The sequence below is a fragment of the Kitasatospora sp. NPDC096140 genome (assembly GCF_040303045.1).
Classification (GTDB): Bacteria; Actinomycetota; Actinomycetes; order Streptomycetales; family Streptomycetaceae; genus Kitasatospora.
In genome coordinates this window covers 1-23,605 of record NZ_JBEOUW010000073.1, presented here as the reverse complement: position 1 = coordinate 23,605, position 23,605 = coordinate 1, and the positions used below count along the sequence as shown (strand labels likewise).

The 23,605-nt window shown below is 73.3% G+C and carries 20 protein-coding genes and 1 pseudogene; 12 read left to right on the top strand and 9 right to left on the bottom strand.

Translation table 11 applies throughout. From position 1 onward, the window contains the following. A pseudogene (locus tag ABT048_RS39860) lies at window positions 1–87 on the top strand (IS5/IS1182 family transposase); the annotation flags it as partial. Between the two features lie 70 nt (window positions 88–157). Here ABT048_RS39860 and ABT048_RS39855 read toward each other — a convergent pair. The 3 genes from ABT048_RS39855 to ABT048_RS39845 form a co-directional block, all read right to left on the bottom strand. Next, window positions 158–598 (bottom strand): transposase family protein, encoded by a 441-nt coding sequence (locus ABT048_RS39855; RefSeq protein WP_502894135.1) that lies wholly within the window; start codon window positions 596–598, stop codon window positions 158–160. 767 nt (window positions 599–1,365) lie between these two features. Continuing rightward, complete coding sequence (locus ABT048_RS39850; protein ID WP_350526546.1) at window positions 1,366–3,849, bottom strand: FtsX-like permease family protein; 2,484 nt, start codon at window positions 3,847–3,849, stop codon at window positions 1,366–1,368. After that, a complete protein-coding gene (locus ABT048_RS39845) occupies window positions 3,846–4,580 on the bottom strand; it encodes an ABC transporter ATP-binding protein (protein WP_350526545.1) in 735 nt (244 codons plus the stop codon). Before ABT048_RS39845 ends, ABT048_RS39850 begins: the two co-directional genes overlap by 4 nt. A gap of 86 nt (window positions 4,581–4,666) precedes the next feature. Here ABT048_RS39845 and ABT048_RS39840 point away from each other — a divergent pair, with 86 nt between their 5' ends. Beyond that, window positions 4,667–5,281: a response regulator transcription factor gene (locus ABT048_RS39840; RefSeq protein WP_350526544.1), complete on the top strand. Its 615-nt coding sequence runs from the start codon at window positions 4,667–4,669 to the stop codon at window positions 5,279–5,281. Window positions 5,282–5,398: 117 nt separating this feature from the next. On the opposite strand, the gene ABT048_RS39835 is transcribed toward ABT048_RS39840, so the two are convergent. After that, entirely contained in the window at window positions 5,399–7,648 is a 2,250-nt protein-coding gene (locus tag ABT048_RS39835) for a sensor histidine kinase (RefSeq protein ID WP_350526543.1), read from the bottom strand. Window positions 7,649–7,727: 79 nt separating this feature from the next. Between ABT048_RS39835 and ABT048_RS39830 the strand changes: the two genes are divergently transcribed. The 4 genes from ABT048_RS39830 (at window position 7,728) to ABT048_RS39815 (ending at window position 10,609) form a co-directional block, all read left to right on the top strand. After that, window positions 7,728–7,973 carry a hypothetical protein gene (locus tag ABT048_RS39830; RefSeq protein ID WP_350526542.1) on the top strand — a complete coding sequence of 82 codons (246 nt, stop codon included), beginning with the start codon at window positions 7,728–7,730 and terminating at the stop codon, window positions 7,971–7,973. Window positions 7,974–8,038: 65 nt separating this feature from the next. Next, on the top strand, window positions 8,039–8,596 hold the full coding sequence (locus tag ABT048_RS39825) for a TetR/AcrR family transcriptional regulator (protein WP_350526541.1): 558 nt from the start codon (window positions 8,039–8,041) through the stop codon (window positions 8,594–8,596). Next, a complete protein-coding gene (locus tag ABT048_RS39820; protein ID WP_350526540.1) occupies window positions 8,593–9,486 on the top strand; it encodes an aldo/keto reductase in 894 nt (297 codons plus the stop codon). Before ABT048_RS39825 ends, ABT048_RS39820 begins: the two co-directional genes overlap by 4 nt. A 103-nt stretch (window positions 9,487–9,589) precedes the next feature. After that, complete coding sequence (locus ABT048_RS39815; protein ID WP_350526539.1) at window positions 9,590–10,609, top strand: NADPH:quinone reductase; 1,020 nt, start codon at window positions 9,590–9,592, stop codon at window positions 10,607–10,609. Between the two features lie 368 nt (window positions 10,610–10,977). Here the strand turns inward: ABT048_RS39815 and ABT048_RS39810 are convergent, their stop codons facing one another. Beyond that, window positions 10,978–11,961 (bottom strand): aldo/keto reductase, encoded by a 984-nt coding sequence (locus ABT048_RS39810; protein ID WP_350526538.1) that lies wholly within the window; start codon window positions 11,959–11,961, stop codon window positions 10,978–10,980. 114 nt (window positions 11,962–12,075) lie between these two features. Between ABT048_RS39810 and ABT048_RS39805 the strand changes: the two genes are divergently transcribed. Further along, window positions 12,076–12,654, top strand: coding sequence for a TetR/AcrR family transcriptional regulator (locus ABT048_RS39805; RefSeq protein WP_350526537.1), 579 nt, complete (start codon window positions 12,076–12,078; stop codon window positions 12,652–12,654). 1,159 nt (window positions 12,655–13,813) lie between these two features. Next, the gene (locus tag ABT048_RS39800; RefSeq protein ID WP_350526536.1) at window positions 13,814–15,100 is read left to right on the top strand and encodes a PA0049 C-terminal domain-containing protein; all 1,287 of its coding nucleotides are present in this window, start codon (window positions 13,814–13,816) and stop codon (window positions 15,098–15,100) included. A gap of 212 nt (window positions 15,101–15,312) precedes the next feature. On the opposite strand, the gene ABT048_RS39795 is transcribed toward ABT048_RS39800, so the two are convergent. After that, window positions 15,313–15,927, bottom strand: coding sequence for a dihydrofolate reductase family protein (locus tag ABT048_RS39795; RefSeq protein WP_350526535.1), 615 nt, complete (start codon window positions 15,925–15,927; stop codon window positions 15,313–15,315). Window positions 15,928–16,175: 248 nt separating this feature from the next. On the opposite strand from ABT048_RS39795, the gene ABT048_RS39790 reads away from it, so the two are divergent. Next, window positions 16,176–16,844, top strand: coding sequence for a glyoxalase (locus tag ABT048_RS39790; protein ID WP_350526534.1), 669 nt, complete (start codon window positions 16,176–16,178; stop codon window positions 16,842–16,844). A 206-nt stretch (window positions 16,845–17,050) separates the two neighbouring features. Here ABT048_RS39790 and htpG read toward each other — a convergent pair whose 3' ends face one another. The 3 genes from htpG to ABT048_RS39775 all read right to left on the bottom strand — a co-directional run bounded on the left by htpG (window position 17,051) and on the right by ABT048_RS39775 (window position 20,724). Continuing rightward, window positions 17,051–18,979 (bottom strand): molecular chaperone HtpG, encoded by a 1,929-nt coding sequence (gene htpG, locus ABT048_RS39785; protein ID WP_350526533.1) that lies wholly within the window; start codon window positions 18,977–18,979, stop codon window positions 17,051–17,053. A 194-nt stretch (window positions 18,980–19,173) separates the two neighbouring features. Next, window positions 19,174–19,869, bottom strand: a complete 696-nt coding sequence (locus ABT048_RS39780; RefSeq protein WP_350526532.1) for a type III effector protein — start codon at window positions 19,867–19,869, stop codon at window positions 19,174–19,176. A gap of 381 nt (window positions 19,870–20,250) precedes the next feature. Then, a complete protein-coding gene (locus ABT048_RS39775) occupies window positions 20,251–20,724 on the bottom strand; it encodes a PH domain-containing protein (protein WP_350526531.1) in 474 nt (157 codons plus the stop codon). A 140-nt stretch (window positions 20,725–20,864) separates the two neighbouring features. Here ABT048_RS39775 and ABT048_RS39770 point away from each other — a divergent pair, with 140 nt between their 5' ends. The 3 genes from ABT048_RS39770 (at window position 20,865) to ABT048_RS39760 (ending at window position 23,367) form a co-directional block, all read left to right on the top strand. Then, window positions 20,865–21,494, top strand: a complete 630-nt coding sequence (locus ABT048_RS39770; RefSeq protein ID WP_350526530.1) for a hypothetical protein — start codon at window positions 20,865–20,867, stop codon at window positions 21,492–21,494. Between the two features lie 103 nt (window positions 21,495–21,597). After that, window positions 21,598–22,104 carry a SigE family RNA polymerase sigma factor gene (locus tag ABT048_RS39765; protein WP_350526529.1) on the top strand — a complete coding sequence of 169 codons (507 nt, stop codon included), beginning with the start codon at window positions 21,598–21,600 and terminating at the stop codon, window positions 22,102–22,104. A gap of 42 nt (window positions 22,105–22,146) precedes the next feature. After that, the gene (locus ABT048_RS39760) at window positions 22,147–23,367 is read left to right on the top strand and encodes a hypothetical protein (protein WP_350526528.1); all 1,221 of its coding nucleotides are present in this window, start codon (window positions 22,147–22,149) and stop codon (window positions 23,365–23,367) included. Window positions 23,368–23,605 lie beyond the last annotated feature (238 nt).

Sequence of the window (23,605 nt, the reverse complement as noted above, 5' to 3'; positions counted from 1 at the left end):
TGGCGGATCTTCCGCCACGCCCGGTGCAGCCCGAACTGGCTTACGTCAGCAGCCAAAGCCGTCCTCACCCTGGAGCTTCAACGCTGAAAGAGCTCCTTGAAAGCTTGGCGTTTTGCGACTGGAAGGTGGCATTGTTCGACTGATCTCTCCGGCTTGATCACGTGATGCCGAGGGTGGCGAGCGAGCGGCAGGGATCGCGGGCGTGATGACGGAGTCTGGCGGCGATGTTGTCGTGGCTAGCATGTCGCAGGGCGCCGATGGCGAGGTTGCGCAGGCTGGCCATCGCCCGGGGCGCGGAGCCGGTGCGCACGCGAGAGGCGTCCTCGGCGAACGTCGTGTCGCGCACGTGGTGGAGCCGGTTCTCGATACCCCAGTGGCCACGCACCCATGAGGCGAGCTCGGCGGGGGCGGCCTGGCGGGGTCGGAGGCTGGTCACGCCGAGCGCGGCGAGGACGGTCGGCGGCGCGTCGGCAACCCATTCCGAGATCGCCGCCAGGGACTTCACACCCGCGAGGACGGCACAGGCGGCCAGTGCCAGGACGAAAGCCAGGGGATGGCGACGGCCGGCAGACCGACGTGGATCGGGTACGGCGGCCAGACGCAGAAGCAGCCCGGCATGCGCACCGCAAGACGGTTGGCGTCGCGGTGGCGAGTTCGCTCAGGCCGACCGGGATCGGCGAAGAGGAGCTGGCAGGCATGGTCTTCCGTTGCGGGGGTCAGGGCTTCGACATGTCATGATCACCCGGAAGCCGCGCCTGCTTCCGGTCGGTTCCGGTCCTGCGAATGCAGGGGCCACACCGACGATCTGAACCAGCTTCAACCCGGACAGATCCTCTGAACGACTCGGCCCTGCTCATGGGATGCACGGTGCTGGCCAACGTGTCGCGGCAACAGCTGGACGACTGTCAAGCTGACTGAGGTTCTGTCGAGGCTGACGGGAGGCGCCTGTACGGTGCGCGCCGTGGGCAATGGGAGGCGGCACGCACCGCGGGTTCCGATCCTGCCAGGGCCCCGAGGCGGTCCCTCCTGCGAGGGCCCGGCCGCTCGCGGCGGGGCGGTCGCCTGGCCCTGCTCTGGGCTTGTGCGTCGTGTCCGGCTCCTCGCGGTCCGCCTGGATGTCCCGGCCGGAGGTGTCAGAGGGCAGACGGCCGCGCACCGCGGGGTTGGTGTTGCCCTCGGCGGCCGGCCGGCGGGCGTGTGGTGCTTCGCGAAGCTCTTTCCGGTGGCCGGGTCGCTTCGGTCGCTTCGGTCGCTGCGCCGTGGTGTGACCTTCCAGCAGCCGAACTCGACAACATGGGTGGCTTCAAGCGGTATGCCCGTACCGGTCTGGACCGGTACGGGGCTGTCGCCAAGGGGTGTGGGGGGTCAGGCACGGCGGCGGCGCAGGCCGCGCAGGGTGGCCCGGGCGGGGAGCCAGGTGCCGATGGCGGCGAGGGAGGCCGTGCCGACGAGGACCGCGGCGAGGCCGGCGGCCGGTACCGTCACCCCGGCGGTGCCGCGGGTGATGCCCTGGGCGTAGGTGGTGAGCACCGCGGAGGCGATCGCGAGGCCGAGTGCGGTGGCGATGGCCACGGACGTCGCGGCCTCCCAGCCGAGCATCCTGCGGATCTGGCGGCGGGTCGCGCCGGTGAGCCCGAGCGCGGCGAACTCCTGCCGGCGGTCGGCGATGCTCACGGCCAGGGTGTTGAGGACGGCGATGGCGACGAAGGCGATGATCAGCCCGAGGGTGACGTAGCCGATCTGCGCGCTGACCCGGTTCTGCGAGGCCTGGGCGGCGGCGCGGTCCAGCACTCCCAGCCCGGGTTCCGCGTGCAGGGCGGCGGTCAGGGACTGCCGGGTGGTGCCGGCCGGACCGTCGCCGCGCACCAGCACCTCGCTGTCGAGCGGCACGTCCACGTGGGCGGCGACCAGCGCGTGCGCGAGGGTGAGGTCGCCGAAGCCGAGACCGCGGCTGTAGAGGGCGACGACCGTCACCTCGGCCGGGCTGCCATCGGCGAGCACCAGGTGGACCTGCTGGCCGAGCCGGTAGCCCAGTCCGTCGGCGGCCGCCGCCGTGCCGTCCGTCAGCCGGCCGATGTCACCGGCGGTGACGCCGAGGTCGAGGGTGTCGGAGAGGCGCTCGGGCGTGACCGCCTGGACACTGCGCTTGGTCAGCCCGTCGCGGACCTGGGTGTGGAGCACCCGGGTCACGGTCCGGACGCCCGGGGCCGCGGCCAGCGCCTGGGCGGCGGTGCCCGGCACGCGCGGTCCCACGACGAAGTCGGCGACGTTGCCGCGGTCGCGCTGCGCGTCGGCCGCACCGTCGACGGTGGTCTGGGTGAACAGGATGGTGCAGGCCATCGCGACCAGCAGGGTGAGCGGGGTGACGACGGAAGCCAGCCGGTGCGCCCCGGCCCGCAGGTTGTGGGCCGCGAGGTAGCCGCCGACCCGGGACACCCGCAGCGACGGGCCGAGGAGCCCGACGCCGCCCCTGACCACCAGGGGGCCGAGCAGGGCGAGCGCCGTGCACCAGAGCAGGACGGCGATGAAGCAGACCGGGGTCGAGGCCTGGTCGGAGTGCAGGACGGTGAGCAGGGACGTGAGGACGACGGCGCCGGCGGCGGCGAGGACGCCGGAGACGATCCGCGGCCAGGCCAGGCGCAGCGGTTTGAGCTCGGCCTCGCCGAGGGCTTCGACCGGCTTGATGGCGGTGGCGCGCCGGGCCGAGATGCGGGCGGCTGCCCACCCGGTCAGCAGGGCGCAGGCCGCGGCCGCCGCGGCGGGGAAGGGGGAGAGGACGACGGGCAGGTTCGCCGGGATGACGTCCAGGGCCACGAAGCGGCCGTGCAGCCAGCCGCCCAGCGGCAGACCGGCGACGGCGCCCAGGGTTCCGGCGGGCAGACCGATCGCCAGCGCCTCGCCTCCGATCATCTTGCGGACCTGCCGACTGGTGGCGGCCACGGCCCGCAGGACGGCGATCTCGCGCTGCCGTCCCTGGATCGACAGGCCGAAGGTGCCGACGACGACCAACAGGGCCACCAGCAGCGAGGTGCCGGCCAGGACGGCGCCCATGCTGATCAGGCGGACCTGCGCGTTGGCGGCGTCGGGGAACTCCACCCGGCCGCGGTCGTCGCCGGTGCGGACCACGGGGGCCGGGACGCTCCGGCTGCCGGCGAGCAGTGCCCGGACGTCGTCGGCCGCCGACGGGGACGCCGGGAAGACGCCGATCGCGCCGACCAGGCCGTCGTGGCCGGCGAGGCCGCGGGCCCGCTCGGGGGAGAAGTAGAGGGCGGCCTGGCTCTCGAACCCCTCGGCGGTGACGCCGACCACGCGGACGGTCAGGGTGCCCGAGGTCGTACGGGCGGCGGTGGTGGACCCCGTGGACAGGTGGGCCCGGGTGGCGGTGCCGGCGTCGACGACGACCTCGTCCGGGCCGGTGGGTGCGCGGCCGGTGGCGAGGGTGAGCCCGGCCAGCGGCGCCGACTCCCAGCCGTGGCCCCAGGAACCGCCGGTGGGCCCGCCGGGCAGCAGCACCGGGAAGGTCACCTCGGTGGCGACGGAGCGTACCGACGGCAGGGCGGCGATGCGCTCGGCCAGGGGGGCCGGCACCCAGGCGTGGTCGGCGATCGGCTTGCTCTTCTCCTTGGTCTTTCCCTTCCCGCCGCCCTGCACGGTGTGCACGTCCTGGTCCCCCGAGACGACGATCGGCGCGGCCGCGTAGCGTTCGGGACGCACGGTGCCGGTGAGGCCGGTGGCCAGGAGGGTCCCGCAGCCGCAGACGAGGGCGGCCGCGCAGAAGAGGGCGACGAAGGCGCCCGCGAATCCGGCCGTGCGGTGCCGGAGGGTGGTGAGGGCGAGGCTCAGCATCATCGGTTCCACGCTCCCAGGCGGATCATGCGGTCGGCGACCTCGGTGGGGGTCGGTCCGGACAGGGTGTCGACGATTCGCCCGTCGGCCAGGAAGAGGACCTCGTCGGCGTAGGACGCGGCGACGGGGTCGTGGGTGACCATGACGATGCTCTGGCCCAGCTCGTCGACGGTCTGGCGCAGCAGTGTCAGCACATCACGGGCCGTCATGGTGTCCAGGGCGCCGGTGGGTTCGTCGGCGAACACCACCTCCGGGTCGGAGATCAGCGCCCGGGCGATCGCCACCCGCTGCTGCTGGCCGCCGGACAGCTGTCCGGGCCGGTGCCCGGCGCGCTCCTGCAGCCCCACCCGGCGCAGGAGCCCGGCCAGGCGTCCGGCGTCGGCACGCCGGCCGGCCAGCCGCAGCGGCAGCGTGACGTTCTGCTCGACGGTCAGGGAGGAGACCAGGTTGAAGGACTGGAACACGAACCCGGCACGCTCGCGCCGCAGTTCGGTCAGCTTGGTCTCGTTCAGCCGGGACAGGTCGGTGTCGCCGAGACGGACCGTGCCGGAGCTCGGGCGGTCCAGGCCGGCCGCGCAGTGCAGGAAGGTGCTCTTGCCCGAACCGGACGGCCCCATCACGGCGGTGAAGCCGCCCCTGGGCAGCCGTACCGTCACCTCGCGCAGGGCCGCGACCGCGCCCCGCCCCTTGCCGTAGACCTTGCTCACGGCGTCCAGAGTGATTGCCTCGTTCATGTCCCCAAGCCTGCCGACCTGCGAACTCCCGTCCCAGGGGCGGGATCACGAGGCACCCGTGACGTCATCACGGGTAGGGTCGGGACATGATCAGACTCCTGCTGGCGGAGGACCAGCACGTGGTGCGCGGCGCGCTGGTGGCACTCCTGGAACTGGAACCCGACTTCGAGGTCGTCGCGCAGGCGGACTCGGCCGACGACGTGGTGCCCCGTGCGATGGTCTTCAAGCCCGACGTGGCGGTGCTCGACATCGAGATGCCGGGCCTGACGGACGGTCTGCAGGCCGCCGCGGCGCTGAAGGAGAAGCTTCCGCACTGCCGCACGCTGATGTTGACGTCGCTCGGCCGCCCCGGACTGCTCCGCCGTTCCCTGGCCGCGAAGGTCGACGGTTTCCTGCTGAAGACCGTCCCGCCGGCGGACCTCGTCGCGGCCATTCGGCAGGTCGCCGGGGGCGGCCGGGTACTGGACCCGTCGCTGGCCGTGGTCGCGTGGGACCTCGCGGACAATCCGCTCACGCCGCGCGAGAACGACGTGCTGCGGGAGCTGGCCGGGGGCGCCGAGCCGGCCGAGATCGCCGCGCGGCTGCACCTGTCCACCGGGACGGTCCGCAACGTGCTCACCGCGGTCGTCACCAAGCTGAACGCCCGCAACCGGACGGACGCGGTGCGCATCGCCCGCGAGGCGGGCTGGCTGGAGTCGTAGGGGCGGCGTGCCGACTGCCGGGTGTGCGGGCCGCCCGGCCGCCGGGCGGCCCGGAAGTCGGCCGCCGCTGGGCGGCCCGGAAGGACGGTCGGCCGCCGGCGTGGGCCGCGCCGGCGGTCAGCGAAGCGGCAGTTCGGCCCGCAGCACGTACCAGCCGTCGTCCGCGCCGGCGCTCAGCGTGCCGCCCGCCTCGGTCAGGCGCACGGTCAGGCCGCCGATCCCGGAGCCGGGCGGGGTGACGCCCGCCCGGACGCCGTCGTTCTCCACCTCCAGGCGCACCGACCCTCCGGTGACGGTGGTGGCGATCCGGGCGTGACGGGCGGAGCTGTGCCGCAGGATGTTGGTCACGGCCTCGCGCAGGGCCACGCTCAGCACGGTTCCCGCCTCGTCCGGCACCGGGTCGTCATCCACCTCCACTGCGATGGCGGCCGCCTCCAGGACCGCTGCCGCGGAAGCCAGTTCGGCGGTGAAGGACAGCCGGGGGCTGTCCTCGGCCACCGCGCCCAGCTCGGCCCGCCCGCGCGCGGCCAGCCGCGCGATGTCGGCCAGTTCGGCCCGGCAGCGGTCAGCGGCGCCGTCGGCCGCGCCGGCGTCCGCGGTGCCCGCGGCGTTCGCGGTGCGCGCACCGGCCCCGACGGCCTCCGCACCGGCCCCGACGGCCTCCGCACCGGCCCCGACGGCGGCCCCGGCGACGACTGCGGCGTCCGCCAGGCGCCGGGCCAGCTCGGCCTTCAGCAGGATCGCGGCCAGCCCGTGCCCCAGCAGGTCGTGCAGGTCCCGGGCCGCCCGCAGGCGCTCGGTGACCATGGCGGCGCGGGCCAAGCCGGCCCCCGCCTGCTGCAACTCCCGGACCAACCGCACCAGGCGCAGCACCGCGAAGACCACCACGCAGGTGATCGCCACGTTGACGGCGGCCACCGGCACGGCGGCCGGCCCACCCCCGCCGATCACTCCGGCGGCGACGGCCAGGGCGGCCGCCAGGCCCGCGCCCGCGCGCAGCGGCAGCGCGATCAGCAGCGAGCCGGCCAGGATGCCCGCCGCACCGATCCAGTTCCGGCCCAGCCAGGGCAGCGGCGCGAGGGCGAGGACGGCCGAGACGAGCAGGGCCGGGCGCGCGTGGCGCGTGGCGTCCTGGATCGAGAAGCGGACCTGGAAGGCGCAGAACGCCAGCGTGCAGGCCACGCCGAGCCCGAGGCCGGACGGCGACGCCGGGAAGAACAGCAGCGCCTTGCCGCAGAAGGCGGCGAGCAGGAAGTAGTAGAGGCCGAGCGCGGCACGCAGCTCGGGCGGATCGGCGGCCGCCACCGGCGCGGGCGTGGCGGCGACCACCGCCTCCACGGCGAAGCGCCCGTCCGGCTCCAGACCCGCCGTCAGCCGGCCGCCGACAGCGCGGACCCGTTCCGCGAGACCGTCCAGGACGTCCGCGCCCAGCGCCGCCGTCGGCACGCCGTCGCTGACCACGCGCAGGACCGTCCGCCCGGTCCGCTCACCGGTGATGACCTCGCACCGGCGGGCGTCGCCGACCCGCACGACCGCCGTGACCGCCTCGCGCAGCACGGTCGCGAGCACCGTCCCGGAGGGACCGAGCGGTTCGCGGTGCCCGATGCGGATGTCGGCCGCGATGCCCGCGGAGGCGAGCAGGGCCCGGGCGCTGGCCGCCTCCGGGGCGAGCGAGAGGCTGCGCAGTTCGGCGGTCGTGGCGCGGGCCGCCGCCAGCGTCGCGCGGGCACCGTCGATCAGCCCATCGAGTACGGAAGGATCGGCCCGTACGGCCAGGCCGTGGATCCGCGCCAGGCCCGCGGACAGTTCGCTGCGCAGGCTCGACGCGATGCGCAGCCGCTCGTCGGTGACCGCCGAGGCGGCCAGCGTCAGCCGGGCCGTGTGGACGCGGTCCGCCAGCAGCGCGAGCGTGGTGACGGCGTACAGCATGACGCCGCCGAGCGCGACCGTCAGCAGCAGGTCGGCCGTGTCGCGGACGCCGCCGGACCGTGCCCCGCCGGCCAGGACGGCGCCCGCGGCGAACGGGAGCAGCAGCAGCCGGCGCCGCTCCAACAGCAGTGAGGCCGCCGGCAGGCAGAGCAGGCCGATCGAGACGCCGAGCGGACCGACCGCGAGGAAAGCGACCGCCCACTCCACGGCCGTCCATCCCGCCCACCCGAGGGCCCCCGAGGGAGCGGACCGGGTGTGCCGCAGCTGCAACGCCACCAGTGCGAGGCAGAGCGCCGTGACCGCCATCCCGGCAACCGGCTCCGCCGGCACCCGGGCCAGCCCCTTCAGCAGGTGCACCGCCACCAGGGCGACGGCCACCGCGACCACCAACGCCCGCGCCCGCCACAGCGGGACGTCCCTCCCCCGTCTCCCCAGCACCGGAGCATCGTACGCACCGGCCGGATCCGGCGGGACCGCGGCCCGTCGCGCCTGCCGAAACCCCGAGGGGCACCCGCTCGTGAACCGGCTGGGCCGGCTCGAACCGCACCCGACCCGGGCCACCGGCAGCACCGCCGCCCTGACTGCCGCCGTCAAGGACGTGATCGCCACCCGGTTCCCGGGCCTGGTGCCGTACGCCGACACCATCACCGCCTACGACAACCTCAACCTCGACGCCGGCTCCGTCGCCCTTTCACCACCGGCCGGGGCTGCCCGGGCCGCGTCTCGGCCGGGGCTGCCCGATTCGAGGGCCACCCCATCGTAAACAGAACCGAGATTCTGCTAACGTTCCCTCATAAGCAGAACAGCGATTCTTTTTGTGGGGGTGTGATGCCTCGGCTCACCGACGCGCGCAAGGAACTCCGGCGTACTCAGATCGCTGAGGCCGCCGTGCGCTGCTTCAGCCGCAACGGCCTGGAACGGACCTCGATCGCCGACATCACCGCCGAGTCGGGCCTGTCGACCGGCTCGATCTACGCGCACTACCGCAACAAGGCCGACCTGGTCCGCGCCACCGCCCGCCAGATGCTTGCCAAGCGTGCCGACGTCCTCGCCGCGTACGCGGCCGGCGACGCCCCGCCCGACCCCGACGAACTGCTCCGCCGCCTGATCGCCGCAATCAACCCCGCCGAGGCCCGGGTCGGCGTGCAGACCTGGGGCGAGGCGACCACCGACGCGGCCATCCACGACATCGTCGTCGACGCGACCGACCGGATGCGCGCGATGCTGCACGACTGCGTCACCGCCTGGCTCGTGAAGGTCGAGCACCGGGAGCCGGCCCGGGCCCGAGAACACGCCACCCCGATCGCCCACCAGATCATGGCGCGTTACCAGGCCGAACTGCTCTACACCGCCCTGCGAACACCGGCCGAGGAGACAGCGTCATGACCACCACGACCGCTACGATCGCCGCCCGCACCGTCTTCCGGATCGGCTACGGCGCACTGCAGCTTGAGCGCCTGCACGACCGTCGCGACGAAGCCGTCGCCCTGCTGCGCCGCGCGGTCGAGCTGGGCGTCGACCACGTGGACACCGCCGAGTTCTACGGCTTCGGATTCGCCAACGACGTGATCCGCGAGGCACTGCGCCCCGAGGACGACGTCCTGGTCGTCACCAAGGTGGGGGCCGACCCGAACCCTGGCGGACACCTGCCGCTGCGTCTGGCACAGCGCCCCGAGCAACTGCGCGCGAGCGTCGAGGACAACCTGCGCAGCCTTGGCGTCGACCGGCTCGCGGTCGTCAACCTGCGTCGCCTGGACACCGGCCCGGGGCTGCGCCCCGAGGGTGACCAGGTCGTCGACCTCGACGACCAGCTCGCGGTGATGACCGCCCTGCGCGACGAGGGCAAGATCGGCGCGATCGGCCTGAGCAGCGTCACCCTCGACGGCCTGCGCCGCGCCCTGCCCGCCGGCGTCGTCTGCGTCCAGAACGCCTACAGCCTCGTCTCACGCGACGACGAGGACCTGCTGCGGCTGTGCACGGCCGAGGGCATCGCCTGGGTGCCGTTCTTCCCTCTCGGCGGGGCCTTCCCCGGCCTGCCCAAGGCGACCGACGAGCCGGCGGTGCACGCCGTGGCCGCGTCGCTGGGCGTCACACCCTCCCAGGTCGGCCTCGCCTGGCTGCTGCACCACGCCCCGAACGTGCTGCTCATCCCCGGCACCGCCGACACCGCCCACCTGGAGGCCAACACCGCGGTCGGCGGGATCACCCTCGACGCCGCGACCCTCGCCACCCTCGACGGCATCGAGTCCCGCTCCAACGAAGTCCCCATCGGCTGACCGGAACCGACGCGGCCCGGGCCGCTGCCACGCCCCCGCCGACACCCTGGCGAAACGTCAGGCCACGCCGGGAGCCCTCTCCACCAGGTACCAAGGACGGATCATGAAGGCCATCATCTACCGCGACAACGGCACCCCCGACATCCTCCGGTTAGTCGATCGCGATCTGCCCGAGCCCGGCCCCGACGAGGTTCGCGTACGGGTCGCCGTGTCCGGGGTCAACCCGACCGACTGGCAGGCACGCGCAGGCATCGGCCACCCCAAGCACTTCCCCGAGGTCACCCCGCACCTCGACGGCGCCGGCACGATCGACGCCGTCGGTGAGGGCGTCGACCAGAGCCGGGTCGGTCAGCGGGTCTGGCTGTTCATGGCCGCCGCCGGGCGGCCCACCGGCACCGCCGCCGAGTTCACCGTCGTGCCGGCCGAACAGGCCGTTCCGCTGCCCGACGAAGCCGGCTTCGACCTCGGCGCCTCACTCGGCGTCCCCGCGCTGACCGCGCACCGCGCGCTCACCGTCGCCGAGGGCGGACCGCGCCGGCTCGGTCCCGGGGCCCTGGACGGGAAGGTGGTGCTCGCCGCGGGCGGGGCCGGAGCCGTCGGACACGCGGTGATCCAACTCGCCCGATGGGCCGGCGCCACCGTGATCAGCACGGTCAGCAGTCCGGAGAAGGCCCGCCTGGCCACCGCCGCCAGAGCCCACCACGTGATCAGCTACCGCGAGGGCGACCCGGCTGCCGCGATCCGCACGGCAGCACCGGACGGCGTCGACATCATCGCCGAGGTGGCGCTCGGCGCGAACCTCGCCCTGGACCTCGCCGTCCTGCGAACGCGCGGCACGATCTCGACCTACGCCAACGACGGCGGCAAGCCGGTCGAACTGGACGTACTGCAGAACATGGTGCTCAACGCGCGCCACCAGTTCCTGATCCTCTTCCTGGCCGGTCCGGAAGCACGCGCCGCGGCCGCCCAGGACGTCGCCGCCGCAGTGCGCGACGGCGCGCTGCCCGTCGGCGAGGGGCACGGCCTGCCGCTGCTCCGCTTTCCCCTGGAGCGCACCGCCGACGCGCACCGAGCGGTCGAGAGCCGCGTGGTCGGCAAAGTCCTGGTGGACATCACGGCCTGACCTCCAGTTCGGCGCGGATGCCTCGGCGGAAGCCGTGAGGCCTCCATCCACAGGTCCCGCGCGTCCCAGCCGTGGGCGGCGCGGAGACGTGCGCACCAGACCCGCCGCGTGGACGGTGACGGGTACGTCGACTGCCCCTGGTGCACCGGCTGGAGGGACGCGGCCCTCTGGTGAAGGTGATCGCCGTACAGTCGGCTCGCCCGCTCCGCGCCCGGTCCGGCTCGGGAATCGACGACCGGACCGCGGCCGACCGGGCCGACTTCGGGTGCGGCGTCAGGCGGTCAGAAGATCCCGCCGTAGCAGCCGCCGAGCTGGTGACGGTAGTCCGGTGCAGCCGGCCCGGGTACGGTCTCGGCGTGCCCCGGTCCTCAGCCGTTGAGGGTCTGCATCAGCTCGGGGGCGTAACGGTCGCCGGAGATGATCCCGTGCGGAGCGACGGCGTCGATGGCGGCGAGGTCGTCCGTGGTGATCGTGATGGTGGAGGCCGCGATGTTCTCCTCCAGGTAGCGGCGGCGCTTGGTGCCGGGGATGGCGACCGCGCCCCGGTGCAGGACCCAGGCGAGGGCCAGCTGGGAGGGCGTGACGTTCTTGGTGGCGGCGATGCGGCGGACCTCGTCGACCACGGCGAGGTTGCGGTCGAAGTTCTCGCCCTGGAAGCGGGGGTCGGTGCGGCGGAAGTCGTCGGCGGCGAAGTCGTCCGGGCTGGTGATCGCGCCGGACAGGAAGCCGCGGCCGAGCGGGGAGTAGGCGACCAGGCCGATCCCGAGCTCGGTCAGGGTGGCCATGACGCCGTCGTGCTCGATGCCGCGCTCGAAGAGCGAGTACTCGGTCTGGACCGCGGTCAGCGGGTGCACGGAGTGCGCGCGGCGGATGGTCTGCGGGGCCACCTCGGACAGGCCGAGGTAGCGGACCTTGCCGGCGGCCACGAGCTCGGCCATGGCGCCGACGCTCTCCTCGACCGGCACCGCGGGGTCGACGCGGTGCAGGTAGTAGAGGTCGACGTGGTCGGTGTTCAGGTGGCGCAGGGAGCGGTCCAGGGCGTGGCGGATGTACTCGGGGCGCCCGTTGAGGCCGCCCCACACGCCGTCGTCGCTGAACTCGATCCCGGTCTTGGTGGCGATGACGGCCTGCTCGCGTCGGCCGGTGAGTGCCTTGCCGATGAGCTGCTCGTTGATGAAGGGGCCGTAGCTCTCGGCGGTGTCGAGCAGGGTCACGCCCCGTTCCAGGGCGCGGTGAATGGTGGCGAGCGATTCGGCCTCGTCGGTGCTGCCGTAGAAGGCGCTCATTCCCATGCAGCCGAGTCCCTGGGTGGAGACGGTGAGGCCCTGGCTGCCGAGCGTGCGGAGTTCCATCGTGATCTTCCTTGTGGCGCGGTCGTCCAGCTATGTAACTAACTGGATAGGTCAAGAGTGCACAGGCCGTCCAACGATGTCAATAACTGGATAGTTACTTGCTAGGGTGGTGACATGGCACGAGACTCCGCCGCGACCAAGGCCCGCCTGCTCGACGCCGCCTTCGCCGAGTTCGCCGCGTACGGCATCGCAGGCGCGCGGGTGGACCGTATCGCCGAGGCGGCAGGGGCGAACAAGCGACTGATCTACGTCTACTTCGGCAACAAGGAGCAACTGTTCGACGCCGTGATCGAACGGGCGCTCGCCATGGGCGCGGAAACGGTGCCCTTCGACGCCGACAACCTCCCCGACTACGCAGGACAGATCTTCGACCTCTTCGTCGCCAACCCCGACCTCGCGCGGCTGCTCTTCTGGAAACAGCTGGAACGCCCCGGCGCCACCGACCTGGAGGTCACCGCCTACCGTGCCAAGAACGCGGCCGTGGCGACGGCCCAGCAGCAGGGCCGCATCAACGCGGACCTCGATCCGGGCGACCTGCTCGCTCTCGTCCTGGCGCTGTCCCAGGCCTGGTTCACCGCCGCAGACGGCATGAGCCCAACCGGCACAAGCAGCTCTTGGACAACGCAACGACTGGCCCAGCACCGCACCGCCGTCGTCCACGCCGTACGGCGGATCACCACACCACACGGATAGACCCGGTCGCCACGCGCTTCCCTCGGGCGATCGAGGAGATCTTGCTCCAGGAACGCCGACGAGCATGCCTCTCAAGATCCACAGCCCTGGTGGGGCCGCTGGTCTCCGACACTCCGACGCGGCCCTCCAGGCGTTCTCGGTTCTCGCCGACATCTCCCGGTGTCCCGATCAAGAATCGATGCTGCAACTCACCGACATCCGCTCTCCTTTACCTATGCAGCCAGCGGCGGCGGCCACGTCGGCTGGCAGCTGGTGCGTGGCGCTTCGAGAGCCTGGGGGCTGCTGGAGGTGGTTCGGGGCGTCGGACCGTAGCGGTGCGCGTGGTCCTCGGGTAGTCCCGGTGTCCTGCTGACGAATGCTCTGCCCTCGAAGTCCGCGCGCGAGCTCACCCGTGTCGTCGGACGTTTGGGTATCGGCCCGGCCGGGCGGTGACCGGTCCGGTGAGGGCTGACGCCGGACGTGCCGAGGTCATGTCGATCTGGGCACGGGGGTCGACGGCTTGCGCGCCGGTGGTCCGGTGACCATCATCCGGCGTTGGCCGTGGATGGCCGCTCCGGTGGCGGGGTTGTGCGCCCCGGGCGCGGTCGGCAGACCGGGGGAGAGGTCTGTCGGCCGCGCCCGTCCACTGTCTGACCGGACTCCTTGTTGCCCCGATTCGCGGGGGGCAAACATCTCCGTCCCTGGCAGGCCTTCGAGCCTTACCACCTCCTCGACTTCGGTCATTGCGTTGATCACCTGTTGGAACTCCCCACGCTGGGAGTTCGACAGGCGATCCCGTCGGACCCCGCCGGATGCCGGCGAGCGGTGATCGTGCGGGTTCCGGGCCGGCGTCGAGAGGGACGAAGACCGCCCGGCCGCCCGCAGGCGCGCCCTGCGGGCGGCCGGGGTGTGCCGACGGAGCGCGGGGCCGGCGGCACAGGGGCAGCACGGGGCTGTCCACGCCCATTCCTCGACAGCGGTGCTCACCGCTGCTCCCTCCCGTCCTGGGGCCCTGTGCCCGCCACCGGCACATCACCACGAACACGCCGCCGTCGAGAAGAGACAGCGGGCCTCACCGGTACGCCCGCGCACCGAGTGCTCTGACGACCCGTGAGGTCACGCCTCCGGGAGCAGTCCGCGCCCTGGCGACCCGTCAGTGCCATGTGTAATGTCACACATCATGATGCGGACTTCTGAGATCGCCCGCCGTACGTCCACGAGCGCGATGACCGTCCTCAGCGTCGCCGTCGCCCTCGCCGCCCTCCTCGGCCCGAGCGCCGGCTCGGCCGCCGCCGAGACCGCCTGCCGAGCCGACACCACGGTGGCACCCGACCAGGAGCAGGCCCGGCTCTCCGACCCCCGGACCGCCGCGCTCGTCGACGGCGGCGGGTTCGGCGACTTCGTGCGCCGCTTCCCGGCCGCCCTGTGCACCGCCCGCACCGACTCCGAAGCGCAGCACCTGGCCCAGGACTGGGGGCAGGCGCTCTGGGGCTCGGCGGTCGACCGCGCGCAGGGCCGGCGCCCCGGCGGGACGCTGCCCGCGCAGGACGACCGGCCCCTGTACTGGACCCGGGTGGCGATGACGGCCCACCTCGCGCAGTGGCAGCCCGGCTTCACCGTCGACCGCGCCGCGCTGCGCCGCGGGTTCGAGGACGCGTCCCGCGGGCTGGTCGGCAACGACTTCCGTGGCACCCAGGGCGTGCGGCGCTACTTCGTGAGCGGCTTCGACCCGTTCGGCCTGGACACCGAGCTGCGGCGGGCCAACCCGTCGGGCTCGGCCGCCCTGCAGCTCGACGGCCGCCGGGTCACTCTGGCGGACGGCAGCCAGGCCGAGGTCCGTACGGTGGTCCTGCCGGTCCGGTACGGGGACTTCGACCAGGGGGTGCTGGACCGGGCCTTCGCCCCGCGGCTGACTGCCGGGCCGGGGGCGGCCGACCTGATCACCACGGTCAGCCAGGGCTACCCCGGTCTGTTCACCCTGGAGGCCTGGGCAGGCCGGGCCCGCTCCGCCGACCCCTACCCCGACAACCTCGACGCGCTCGGCGGCGGCAGCTACGACCACCCCGCCGACCCGCCCGCTCTGGCCGCCGGTCCCGAGTTCATCCCGACCAGCCTGCCGACCGCCGCCATGACCACCGTCCAGCAGCCGTACCCCGTCCTGCTCAACACCCAGGTCGCCGAGATCCCCGTCGGCGGCACGGAGCCGGTCTCCCGGGAGGACGGCCCGACGCCGGGCTCGCGCTCGGTCGAGGGAGGCGGAGGCGGGTACCTCTCCAACGAGGTCGCCTACCGCTCCAACCTGCTCCGGCTCGCCCTGGCACCCCACACGCCCGGCGGCCACCTGCACACACCTGTCCTGACCGGCCTGTCGGCCGACCCCGCGCAGCTGACCGGCCCCGACTTCGAGCACGCCGAAGCGCGTATCGCCGCAGAGGTGCTGGACATCCTGCGCCACACCACGACCTGACCGGGCGCCCCGCACGGATGGCGGCCCCGGGCGCCGTGGTGACGGGTGGTCCGTACGAAGGCGGGGCCGCGGTGGGGAGGGCCGTCCCTCTTCGGCGCGCTCGGCGGAGTGGTCGCCGGGGCGGCGGCTGCCGGGGTACAGCGTGGCGACCTGGCAGGCGGGGGCCCGGCCGACCCACCGATCGACGCCCCGGCGGGCCGGTGGGGGAGGCGTCAGAGGACGTCGTACACCAGGTGAGTCGCGGTCGAGGTGGGGAGGCAGCCGCGCTGGACCAGGGTGCGCGGTACCGCGCCGGTGAACAGCGGCGTTCCGGCGCCGAGGACGACGGGTGCCAGGTGCAGCGACAGCGTCTCGACCAGCCCGGCGTCGAGCGCCGAGCGGATCAGCGCGCCACCACCCATGAGGACGACATCGAGGTCCTTGCCGGTGCGCGCCGAGGCGGCCTCGGCGCGGCGGCGGGCAGTGCCGACGGCGTCGGCCACACCGGTGGTGACGAACGTCCAGTCGAGGGAGGTGAGGCGTACCGACTCCGGCGGTGAGCTCGTCACCACGACGAACGCCGCCCGGCCGGCCTCGCCCGCACCGTAGCCGACCTCGTCGTTCCAGCCGTTCGGGCCGTCGACCAGGTCGAAGAGCCGGCGGCCGAGGACGACCGCGCCCGAGCGGGCGGTCGCCTCGCGCAGGAGACGCCGGTCGTCGGGGTCGTCGGAGAACGCCCAGCTGTGCAGGGCGTCGCCTCCTGTGCCCATGCCGCTGTCCGGGCCCGGGTCGGGGCCGGTCACGAAGCCGTCGACGGAGACCGAGATGTCAGCGATGATCCGAGTCATGTCACGAAGATCCGATCCGCTGCCGAAGCTCATCATCCATCTCGCCATTGTGTGACGCGCGTCACTTCGCCGCCGAGGTGGCGCGCTCACCGCACGCCGACACCACGTCCCCGGCGAGGGCATCGGCGGCGACATCGGCGGCGACATCGGAGGCGGCGTCCGCGCGGCGCAGCAGGGGACGGGGACCGGGCCGGACCGATCAGGATTCGAGAAGCCCCGGGCGCCGGGCCGACCGTAGCGTGGCGGACATGGGAAACAACGAAACCACCGCGTCCACCGTGTCCCTCGCGTCCGTCACCCTGGAGGTGGCCGACACCGGGGACGCCCACCGCTTCTACACCGCCTTCGGCGTGGACCGGCACGTTCGTCTGCGGGAGTCCGGGGCGCCGTCCACCGGGTTCCGTGGCTTCGCGCTGGCGCTCACCGTGGCCGGGCCGGCCACCGTCGACGCCTTCCTCGCCGCCGCCGTGGGCGCCGGCGCCACCGTGATCAAGCCCGCGACGAAGTCCCTGTGGGGCTACGGGGGTTCCGTCCAGGCGCCGGACGGGACGGCCTGGAAGGTCGCGACCTCGGCGAAGAAGGACACCGGCCCGGCCACCCGCGAGATCGACGACGTCGTCCTGCTGCTCGGCGTCGAGAACGTCAAGGCCACCAGGGAGTTCTACGTGGGCCGTGGCCTGACCGTGGCCAGGAGCTTCGGCGGCAAGTACACCGAGTTCGCCCCGGGTGAGGCCGGCGCCGTCAAGCTGGCGCTGTACAAGCGCCGCGCCCTGGCCAAGGAGGTGGGCGTTCCCGTCGACGGCACCGGCTCGCACCGGATCGTCCTCGGCAGCACCGCGGGTTCCTTCGCCGACCCGGACGGGTTCGCCTGGGAGGCCGCGGTGCGGGCCGCCGCCGGCCCGTCCGCACGGTCCTGACCCGCGACCGACCTCCACCGGAAACGGTGTGAACAAGGCGGCAGCCTCCGGCGCAGTCCCGGTGTCCCGGCCGTGACGGTCCCCCTCCCGGACGCTCCGGCAGGGGGACCGCGGGCACCCGCGCCGCGCCGACGCGGCAGCAGGAGGCGTGCCGGGTCCGGCCGCGGGGCTCCTCGGCCCGGCGGACGCGCGCCCGTGCGCGGCGGTTACAGGGAGCGGGAGAGGCGGTCCGTCAGGAGCCGGGTGAAGCGGGCGGGGTCGGGCAGGTCGCCGCCCTCGGCGAGCAGGGCGCTGCCGTGGACGAGTTCGGCGGTGTCCGCGAGTGCCGGGTCGTCGGGCTTCGCCCGGTGGGCCTGGTGAAGGGCGGTGACGAGCGGGTGGCCGGGGTTGAGTTCGAGGATGCGCTTGACCGGCGGGAGCTCCTGGCCCATGGCCCGGTACATCTTCTCCAGGGTGGGGGTCAGGTCGTGGGCGTCGCCGACCAGGCACGCGGCGGAGGTGGTGAGCCGGGTGGACAGGCGGACCTGCTTGACGTGCTCGCCCAGGGTGGTCTGCAGCCACCCGAGGAGGTCGGCGAAGTCCTTTTCGCGCTGGGCCTTCTCGGCCTTCGCCTCGTCGCCGGCGTCGGCGTCGTCGTCGAGGTCGACCTGCCCCTTGGCGATGGACTGGAACCGGTGGCCGTCGAAGGCGGGGACCTGGTCGGTCCAGACCTCGTCGACGGGGTCGGTGAGGATCAGCACCTCGTAGCCCTTGGCGGCGAAGGCCTCCATGTGCGGGGAACTCTCCACCGTCTGACGGTTCTCGCCGGTCAGGTAGTAGATGGTGTCCTGGCCGTCCTTCATCCGCGCGACGTACTCGCGCAGCGTGGTCGCCTGCTCCGGGTCGTTCGTCGAGGCCGCGCGGACCAGCTCCAGCAGCGCGTCGGTGTTGTCGCGGTCCGCGATCAGGCCTTCCTTGATCACCCGGCCGAACTGCTCCCACAGCTCGGCGTAGGCGTCGGCCTTCGCGGTCTGCATGGTCTTCAGCGCGGCCAGGACCTTCTTGACGAGGCGCCGGCGGACGGCGGTGATCTGGCGGTCGTGCTGCAGGATCTCGCGGGAGACGTTCAGCGAGAGGTCGTGGGCGTCGACGACGCCCTTGACGAAGCGCAGGTAGTCCGGCATCAGCGCATCGCAGTCGTCCATGATGAACACGCGCTTGACGTACAGCTGCACGCCCCGCTTGGCGTCGCGGGAGAACAGGTCGAACGGGGCGTGTGCGGGGATGAACAGCAGCGCCTCGTACTCGAAGGTGCCCTCGGCGCGCATGTGGACGGTCTCGGCCGGGGGGCGCCAGTCGTGGCTGATCTGCTGGTAGAACTCGCTGTACTCGGCATCGGTCACCTCGCTGCGCGGGCGGGCCCACAGGGCCTTCATCGAGTTCAGCGTCTCCGGGCCGTCCGCGGCCGCGTCCCCGGCGTCCGTGTTCGCACCGGCGGGTTCGGCGGCCATCCGGATGGGCCAGCGGATGAAGTCCGAGTACTGCTTGACGATCTGGCGGATCTTCCGCGCGGCGAGGTAGTCGCCGAGCCCGTCCTCGGTGTCCGCGGGCTTGAGGTGCAGCGTGACGGAGGTGCCCACCGGCAGGCCGTCGGCCTGCGCGACGGTGTAGGTGCCCTCACCGTCGGACTCCCAGGTGGTGCCCTGCTCGGTGCCGGCGCGGCGGGTGCGCAGGGTGACCTTGTCGGCGACCATGAACGCCGAGTAGAAGCCGACGCCGAACTGCCCGATCAGGCTCTGCGCCGCCTCCGCGTCCTTGGCCTCCTTGATCTTGGCCAGCAGACCGGCGGTGCCGGACTTGGCGATGGTGCCGATGAGGTCGACGACGTCGTCCCGGGTCATGCCGATGCCGTTGTCCCGCACCGTCAGGGTGCGGGCCTCCTGGTCGACTTCCAGCGAGATGTGCAGGTCGGACGTGTCGACGGCGAGGCCGGTGTCGGTGAGGGATTCCAGGCGGAGCTTGTCGAGGGCGTCGGAGGCGTTGGAGATCAGCTCGCGCAGGAAGATGTCCTTGTTCGAGTAGATCGAGTGGATCACCAGCTGCAGCAGCTGGCGGGTCTCCGCCTGGAACTCCAGCGTCTCGGTCGGGCTGGCCACGGGTGGCGTCTCCTTCGGGTGTACGGACGGGAAAGGGTTCGGTTCGGTCCGGGCGACTGCCGGCCGGGTGTGTCGCGCGGCCGGACCCGGTCTTCGGATGCGGTCGAGGGCTGGTGGGACGGCGCGGGGCGGGTCCGCGGGTCAGGTTCCGACACGTCCCGTGCTCTGCGGGCCGCGGCCCGGCGGGCTCGCGGTCACCGGCCGGTGGAGGGTCTGCGCCGCTGCCGACCGCTGTCGGTGCGCAACTGCTCGGTCCGGGCAGTGAGTTCGTCGAGGCGGGCCGCGATCGTCGGGTGGTCCGCCGCCAGGAGGGGCCGGGTCTCGGCGAGCGGGGCGAGCAGGCGGGCGGGGTCGTGGTGGCCGAGGGCGTCCAGCAGGCGCCGTACGGCGGGTGCCGCCGAGTTGGCGAGGCCGTCCAGGGAGCTGATCTGTCCGGCGAGGCGGCGCAGGTCCGCGGCGTTGGCGCGGGCCCAGGTGATCACCGCGCGGTCGGCGGCGCGCCGGTCGCGCGCGGCCCGGACGCGCTGCTCGCCGGTGCTGCCCACCTCGGTGCCGGCGTCGCTGTCGGGGCGCATGCGCAGGTAGCGGCGCTCGGCGGCCTGGCGGCTGCGGACGCCCATCGGTTCGGCGAGGTCGGCCCAGGTGGCACCGGCGCCGCGGGCGGTCTCGATCAGGCCGGTCTCCCAGCCGGAGAGTTCCTCACGGAGGTGGCGCAGCATCAGGAGTGCGGACAGGGCCTGCTGCGGGTCGCTCCGGCGCGCGGTGTCCGCGGTGTCCGCAGGTGCGCGGCGGGCCGTGCGGGCGGCGGCGTCCATCGTGCCGAGCGCGGCGGCGGCGGCCAGGAACGAGTCCGGCCCGGTCCCGGCCGTGCCGGTGTCCCGCACCGTCATGCCGTCACCCTTTCGTTGACCTGACCCCTGTCACCGCATGGACGACATGTTCCGAGCGAGATGGTACAACGCCGTGTCGCGCCGCACCGGCCCCCGCCGCCCGATCCGCAGGGCGCCGCCCGGTCGGCCCGGGGCGGCCGGCGGCCACGGACCCGCAGCAACTTCCGAGAGTTCCCACGACGCCGGCCCGTCGCCGAGAACGGGGACAGCGGGGCCGCGACGACCGACGGCGGAGGCCGCCTGCGAGGGGGCTCAGACGCGGTCTTTCCCGTCAGGCAGGAGTCCGCGGAGTGAAGGCGGCAGGGGCGGCCGACTTCCGGGAGGGGGTGGTCTTCCCCGTGGCGGCGGCGCCGAATGGGCGTGCGCCGGCCCGTCCGGAGTTCAGTCGGCGGCGCCGCGGCATTCGGCCAGCAGCGTGTTCAGCCGTTCCACTTCGCGGTCCACCAGGACGTGCTTGTCGTCGACATAGGGGAGGTGGACCTTGCGGCCGTCGGTACGGAACGCGTAGGTGAGGAACGCCGGCGCGCCGCGGCCCGTGTGCGCGTTCGGGTTGGGAGCCTTGCCGAACTGCGTGATCTCGGCCCAGGGCAGCCGGCGGCGGCGAATCAACCCGCGGACGGTGATCCCGTCGGCGGTGACCAGTGTGCCGGCCCGGGCGACGCCGACGATCACCAGCAGGCAGAAGCCGATCACCAGCAGCGAGCCGATCGCCTTGGTGGACGACGCGAACTCCTTGTCGCTCCAGATCGGCAGCAGTGCCCCGAAGGACAGCAGCAGGATGGTGAGCGCGAGCCCCCCGACCCGCGTCGTCGCCACCCGGTACTCGTGAGGGACTCCCAGTCGACCGTCGCTCATCCCGCCCACCCCTCGATCCTCTTCGCCGGTCCGCCGTCATGGTCGACGGACGGTCGAACTCGCAGTATAGGAGCGGGAGTTGCTCACCGACAGGCCACCGCCGGGATGGCCGGCAGAACGGCCGGGGCACGGTCGTGCCGGTGGTGACCAACGACGACCTGCGCGAGCTGCTCTGCCTCCCGGCCGTCGCCGATCACCGCTCGCAGCGCAGCACCGAGGAACTGCTGCGCCACCCGTGGCAGATCGCGGTGCCGGCGGTCGCCGGCGTCGGCCCCCGAAGGACTTCCGGAGCCGACCACTCGGCCTGCTCAGCATTGGGGGACAGTGACCTGGTGTTCGCGGGCGGCTCGTTCCAGGTGGACGAGGGAGGTGTAGTCGCCGGCGACCAGGTGCTCGGCGGGCAACGGTTTGCGGCGTGCCAGGCGGGTGTGGATGCCGGGCAGGGCCCGGCCGTCGTTCGTGGCGGCCGGGGCGGTGGCCGGGCAATGGGGTGCGGCACGCACCGCGGGTTCCGATCCTGTCAGCGACCCGAGGCGGCTCCTCCCGTGGGGCCTGGTCCCGCGGTGCGCGGCGGCGAGCGCGGCACCGAGGCTTTGGACGCCGTCGCGCAGGAGAACGCCGAGCGGCGCCGTACGAAGACTGCGCCGGCGCACGGCTTCAGACAATCGGGCCACCGGCCGAGGACGAACGCACGGGCACTGGCCGACCGGCGAGACCGGACGGCCAACCGCCACCGGCTGAGGAGTCGGATCCACCGGATCTTGCCGTAGCGGGCTCGCGCGGCCCGACTTCGACGTGGGGCGTTCAGGGCCGGTCTGCGACACCTGCGAAAATGCGTGCGACGTAACCCAGCCCCCATCGCGTTAGAGAGGCATGGACCGCACAACCACGCCGGAATTCGAGGAGTTCGCCGCGGCACGGGGGCAACACCTGGTCAGGACCGCCTTCCTGCTGACCGGCGGCGACGCGCACCTCGCCGAGGACCTGACTCAGGAGACCCTCGGCAAGCTCTACGGGAAATGGCGCCGCGTGGCGCGCCTGGACAACCCAGGCGGCTACGCCCAGACCGTCCTGGTCAACACCTTCCTGTCGCACCGCCGGCGTCGCAGCAGCACCGAGCATGTGACCGACACCATCGCCGAGGCCCCGGTCACCGACCCGGACCCCTCCCTGCGCCTGACCCTGCTGCGGGCACTGGGTGAACTGCCCGCGCAGGACCGGGCCGTCCTCATCCTGCGCTTCTGGGAGGACCGCAGCGTCGAGGAGACCGCGCACGCCCTCCACCTGAGCGCCGGCGCCGTACGGTCGCGCAGCGCCCGTGCCCTGACACGGCTGCGCGCCGTGCTGGGCACGGAGCTGGACGACCTCGCCCGCTCCTGAACGACCGCGCCCACACCCACGAACGAGATGAGGAGTAACGGCATGTCCCTTGACGAGGAGTTCGCGGACCTTCTGCGCGACGCGGCCGACCTGGCACCCGTTCCGCCGGCGGCCGATCTTGCCGGCGGCGCCCGCAGGCACCACCGGCGGCGCCGGCGCCGCCAGGCGGTACTGGCCGGTGCCGGGGTCGTCACCGCGGCCGCCGTCGTCGTTCTGGCCGTACCGCTGCCCGGCACCGGCGGCACCGACGCCGCGGCGCCCGCCGGGGGGTGGCCCGAGCAGATCACCGCCCGGTTCATGGCCGACACCCTCACCTCCGTCCTGCCGCCCGGCCAGGTCGGCGCGGCCGGCGGCTACGGCGTCGGTGACGGGCCCGTCCCCGACCTCCCGCCGTCCGCGCACCTGCTCTATGACGACGGCAGCGGAGCCGGCATGGTGACCCTGTCCACCGGCCGCGTCGCCCTGCCGATCACCGACGCCACCTGGGGCACCCAGTGCGCCGACCCGGTCGAGACACCGAGCGAGGGCTGCGAGCGCACCGTCCTGCCGGGCGGGGGCATCGTGGTGGTCGACAAGCTGGCCCCCGACGCGCAGGCCCAGGTCCGCAAGTGGCAGGCGACCTACACCGGCACCGACGGACGCCAGGTAAGCATCTGGGAGGTCAACTCCGCCAGCTTCGGGCCCCCGCTGACCCGCGCCACCCCGCCGCTGACCAGCGCACAGCTCGTCGCGGCCGTCACCAGCAGCGCCTGGGACCCGGTCTTCGCCAAGCCCGCCCCGGGCACGGCGCCAGACAGGGCCGACACCGCTGCTCCCGCGCCCGCGCAGATCCTCGCCACCGCCACCACCCTGCTGCCGTCCGGCACCCGCACGGACACCGGCGCCGAACAACACACCCCTGGGCAGGCTCACCTCGCGCTCACCCTGGACGGGCGCACCAGCATGCTCGCCGTCCACGTGCAGCCGCGCCCGAGCGACAATGCCGCAGTGGCCCGCGAACGCGATGCGTTCGAGAAGGACACGTCGGGCACGCTCACGCACACCCCGGACGGGTCCAGCGTGCTGGTGCGGGAGACAGGCGCGACCAAGACCGGCGGGGGTCCGACGCTGCGGTGGAGCGTGGAGGTGCTGCACCCCGACGGCACCAAGGTCCTCACGTCCGAGTGGAACGGCGCCAGCGAGGCTCAGGCACTGCCGGGTATCCCGGCACTGACGGTCGACCAGCTCAAGACGATCGCCACCGCCCCAGCCTGGCGGCACTGAGCCGCCCGCAAGTCGCGTGACGGAAAGGCGTTCCTGACGTGCGGAGCACGACCGTGTCGTCCGGCCTGAATCCGACGTGCACCGGAAGCGCCGGGCGTCGGGGCGGATGGGATCGGCGAACCGGGCCACCCGGAAGCAGTGAAGATGACCGGGGAGCGCGTGATCGCACGGGGAATCAGTGTCCGCGGGCCCAGGGGGCCGGTATTCGAGAACGTCGACGTGGACGTGCCGGCCCGGG

Excerpts from the sequence above, each read along its gene's own strand:
- ABT048_RS39850 (WP_350526546.1), bottom strand. The coding sequence starts at position 3,849 with ATGATGCTGAGCCTCGCCCTCACCACCCTCCGGCACCGCACGGCCGGA.
- ABT048_RS39845 (WP_350526545.1), bottom strand. The coding sequence starts at position 4,580 with ATGAACGAGGCAATCACTCTGGACGCCGTGAGCAAGGTCTACGGCAAG.
- ABT048_RS39840 (WP_350526544.1), top strand. The coding sequence starts at position 4,667 with ATGATCAGACTCCTGCTGGCGGAGGACCAGCACGTGGTGCGCGGCGCG.
- ABT048_RS39825 (WP_350526541.1), top strand. The coding sequence starts at position 8,039 with ATGCCTCGGCTCACCGACGCGCGCAAGGAACTCCGGCGTACTCAGATC.
- ABT048_RS39820 (WP_350526540.1), top strand. The coding sequence starts at position 8,593 with ATGACCACCACGACCGCTACGATCGCCGCCCGCACCGTCTTCCGGATC.
- ABT048_RS39815 (WP_350526539.1), top strand. The coding sequence starts at position 9,590 with ATGAAGGCCATCATCTACCGCGACAACGGCACCCCCGACATCCTCCGG.
- ABT048_RS39810 (WP_350526538.1), bottom strand. The coding sequence starts at position 11,961 with ATGGAACTCCGCACGCTCGGCAGCCAGGGCCTCACCGTCTCCACCCAG.
- ABT048_RS39805 (WP_350526537.1), top strand. The coding sequence starts at position 12,076 with ATGGCACGAGACTCCGCCGCGACCAAGGCCCGCCTGCTCGACGCCGCC.
- ABT048_RS39800 (WP_350526536.1), top strand. The coding sequence starts at position 13,814 with ATGATGCGGACTTCTGAGATCGCCCGCCGTACGTCCACGAGCGCGATG.
- ABT048_RS39795 (WP_350526535.1), bottom strand. The coding sequence starts at position 15,927 with ATGACTCGGATCATCGCTGACATCTCGGTCTCCGTCGACGGCTTCGTG.
- ABT048_RS39790 (WP_350526534.1), top strand. The coding sequence starts at position 16,176 with ATGGGAAACAACGAAACCACCGCGTCCACCGTGTCCCTCGCGTCCGTC.
- ABT048_RS39780 (WP_350526532.1), bottom strand. The coding sequence starts at position 19,869 with ATGACGGTGCGGGACACCGGCACGGCCGGGACCGGGCCGGACTCGTTC.
- ABT048_RS39775 (WP_350526531.1), bottom strand. The coding sequence starts at position 20,724 with ATGAGCGACGGTCGACTGGGAGTCCCTCACGAGTACCGGGTGGCGACG.
- ABT048_RS39765 (WP_350526529.1), top strand. The coding sequence starts at position 21,598 with ATGGACCGCACAACCACGCCGGAATTCGAGGAGTTCGCCGCGGCACGG.
- ABT048_RS39760 (WP_350526528.1), top strand. The coding sequence starts at position 22,147 with ATGTCCCTTGACGAGGAGTTCGCGGACCTTCTGCGCGACGCGGCCGAC.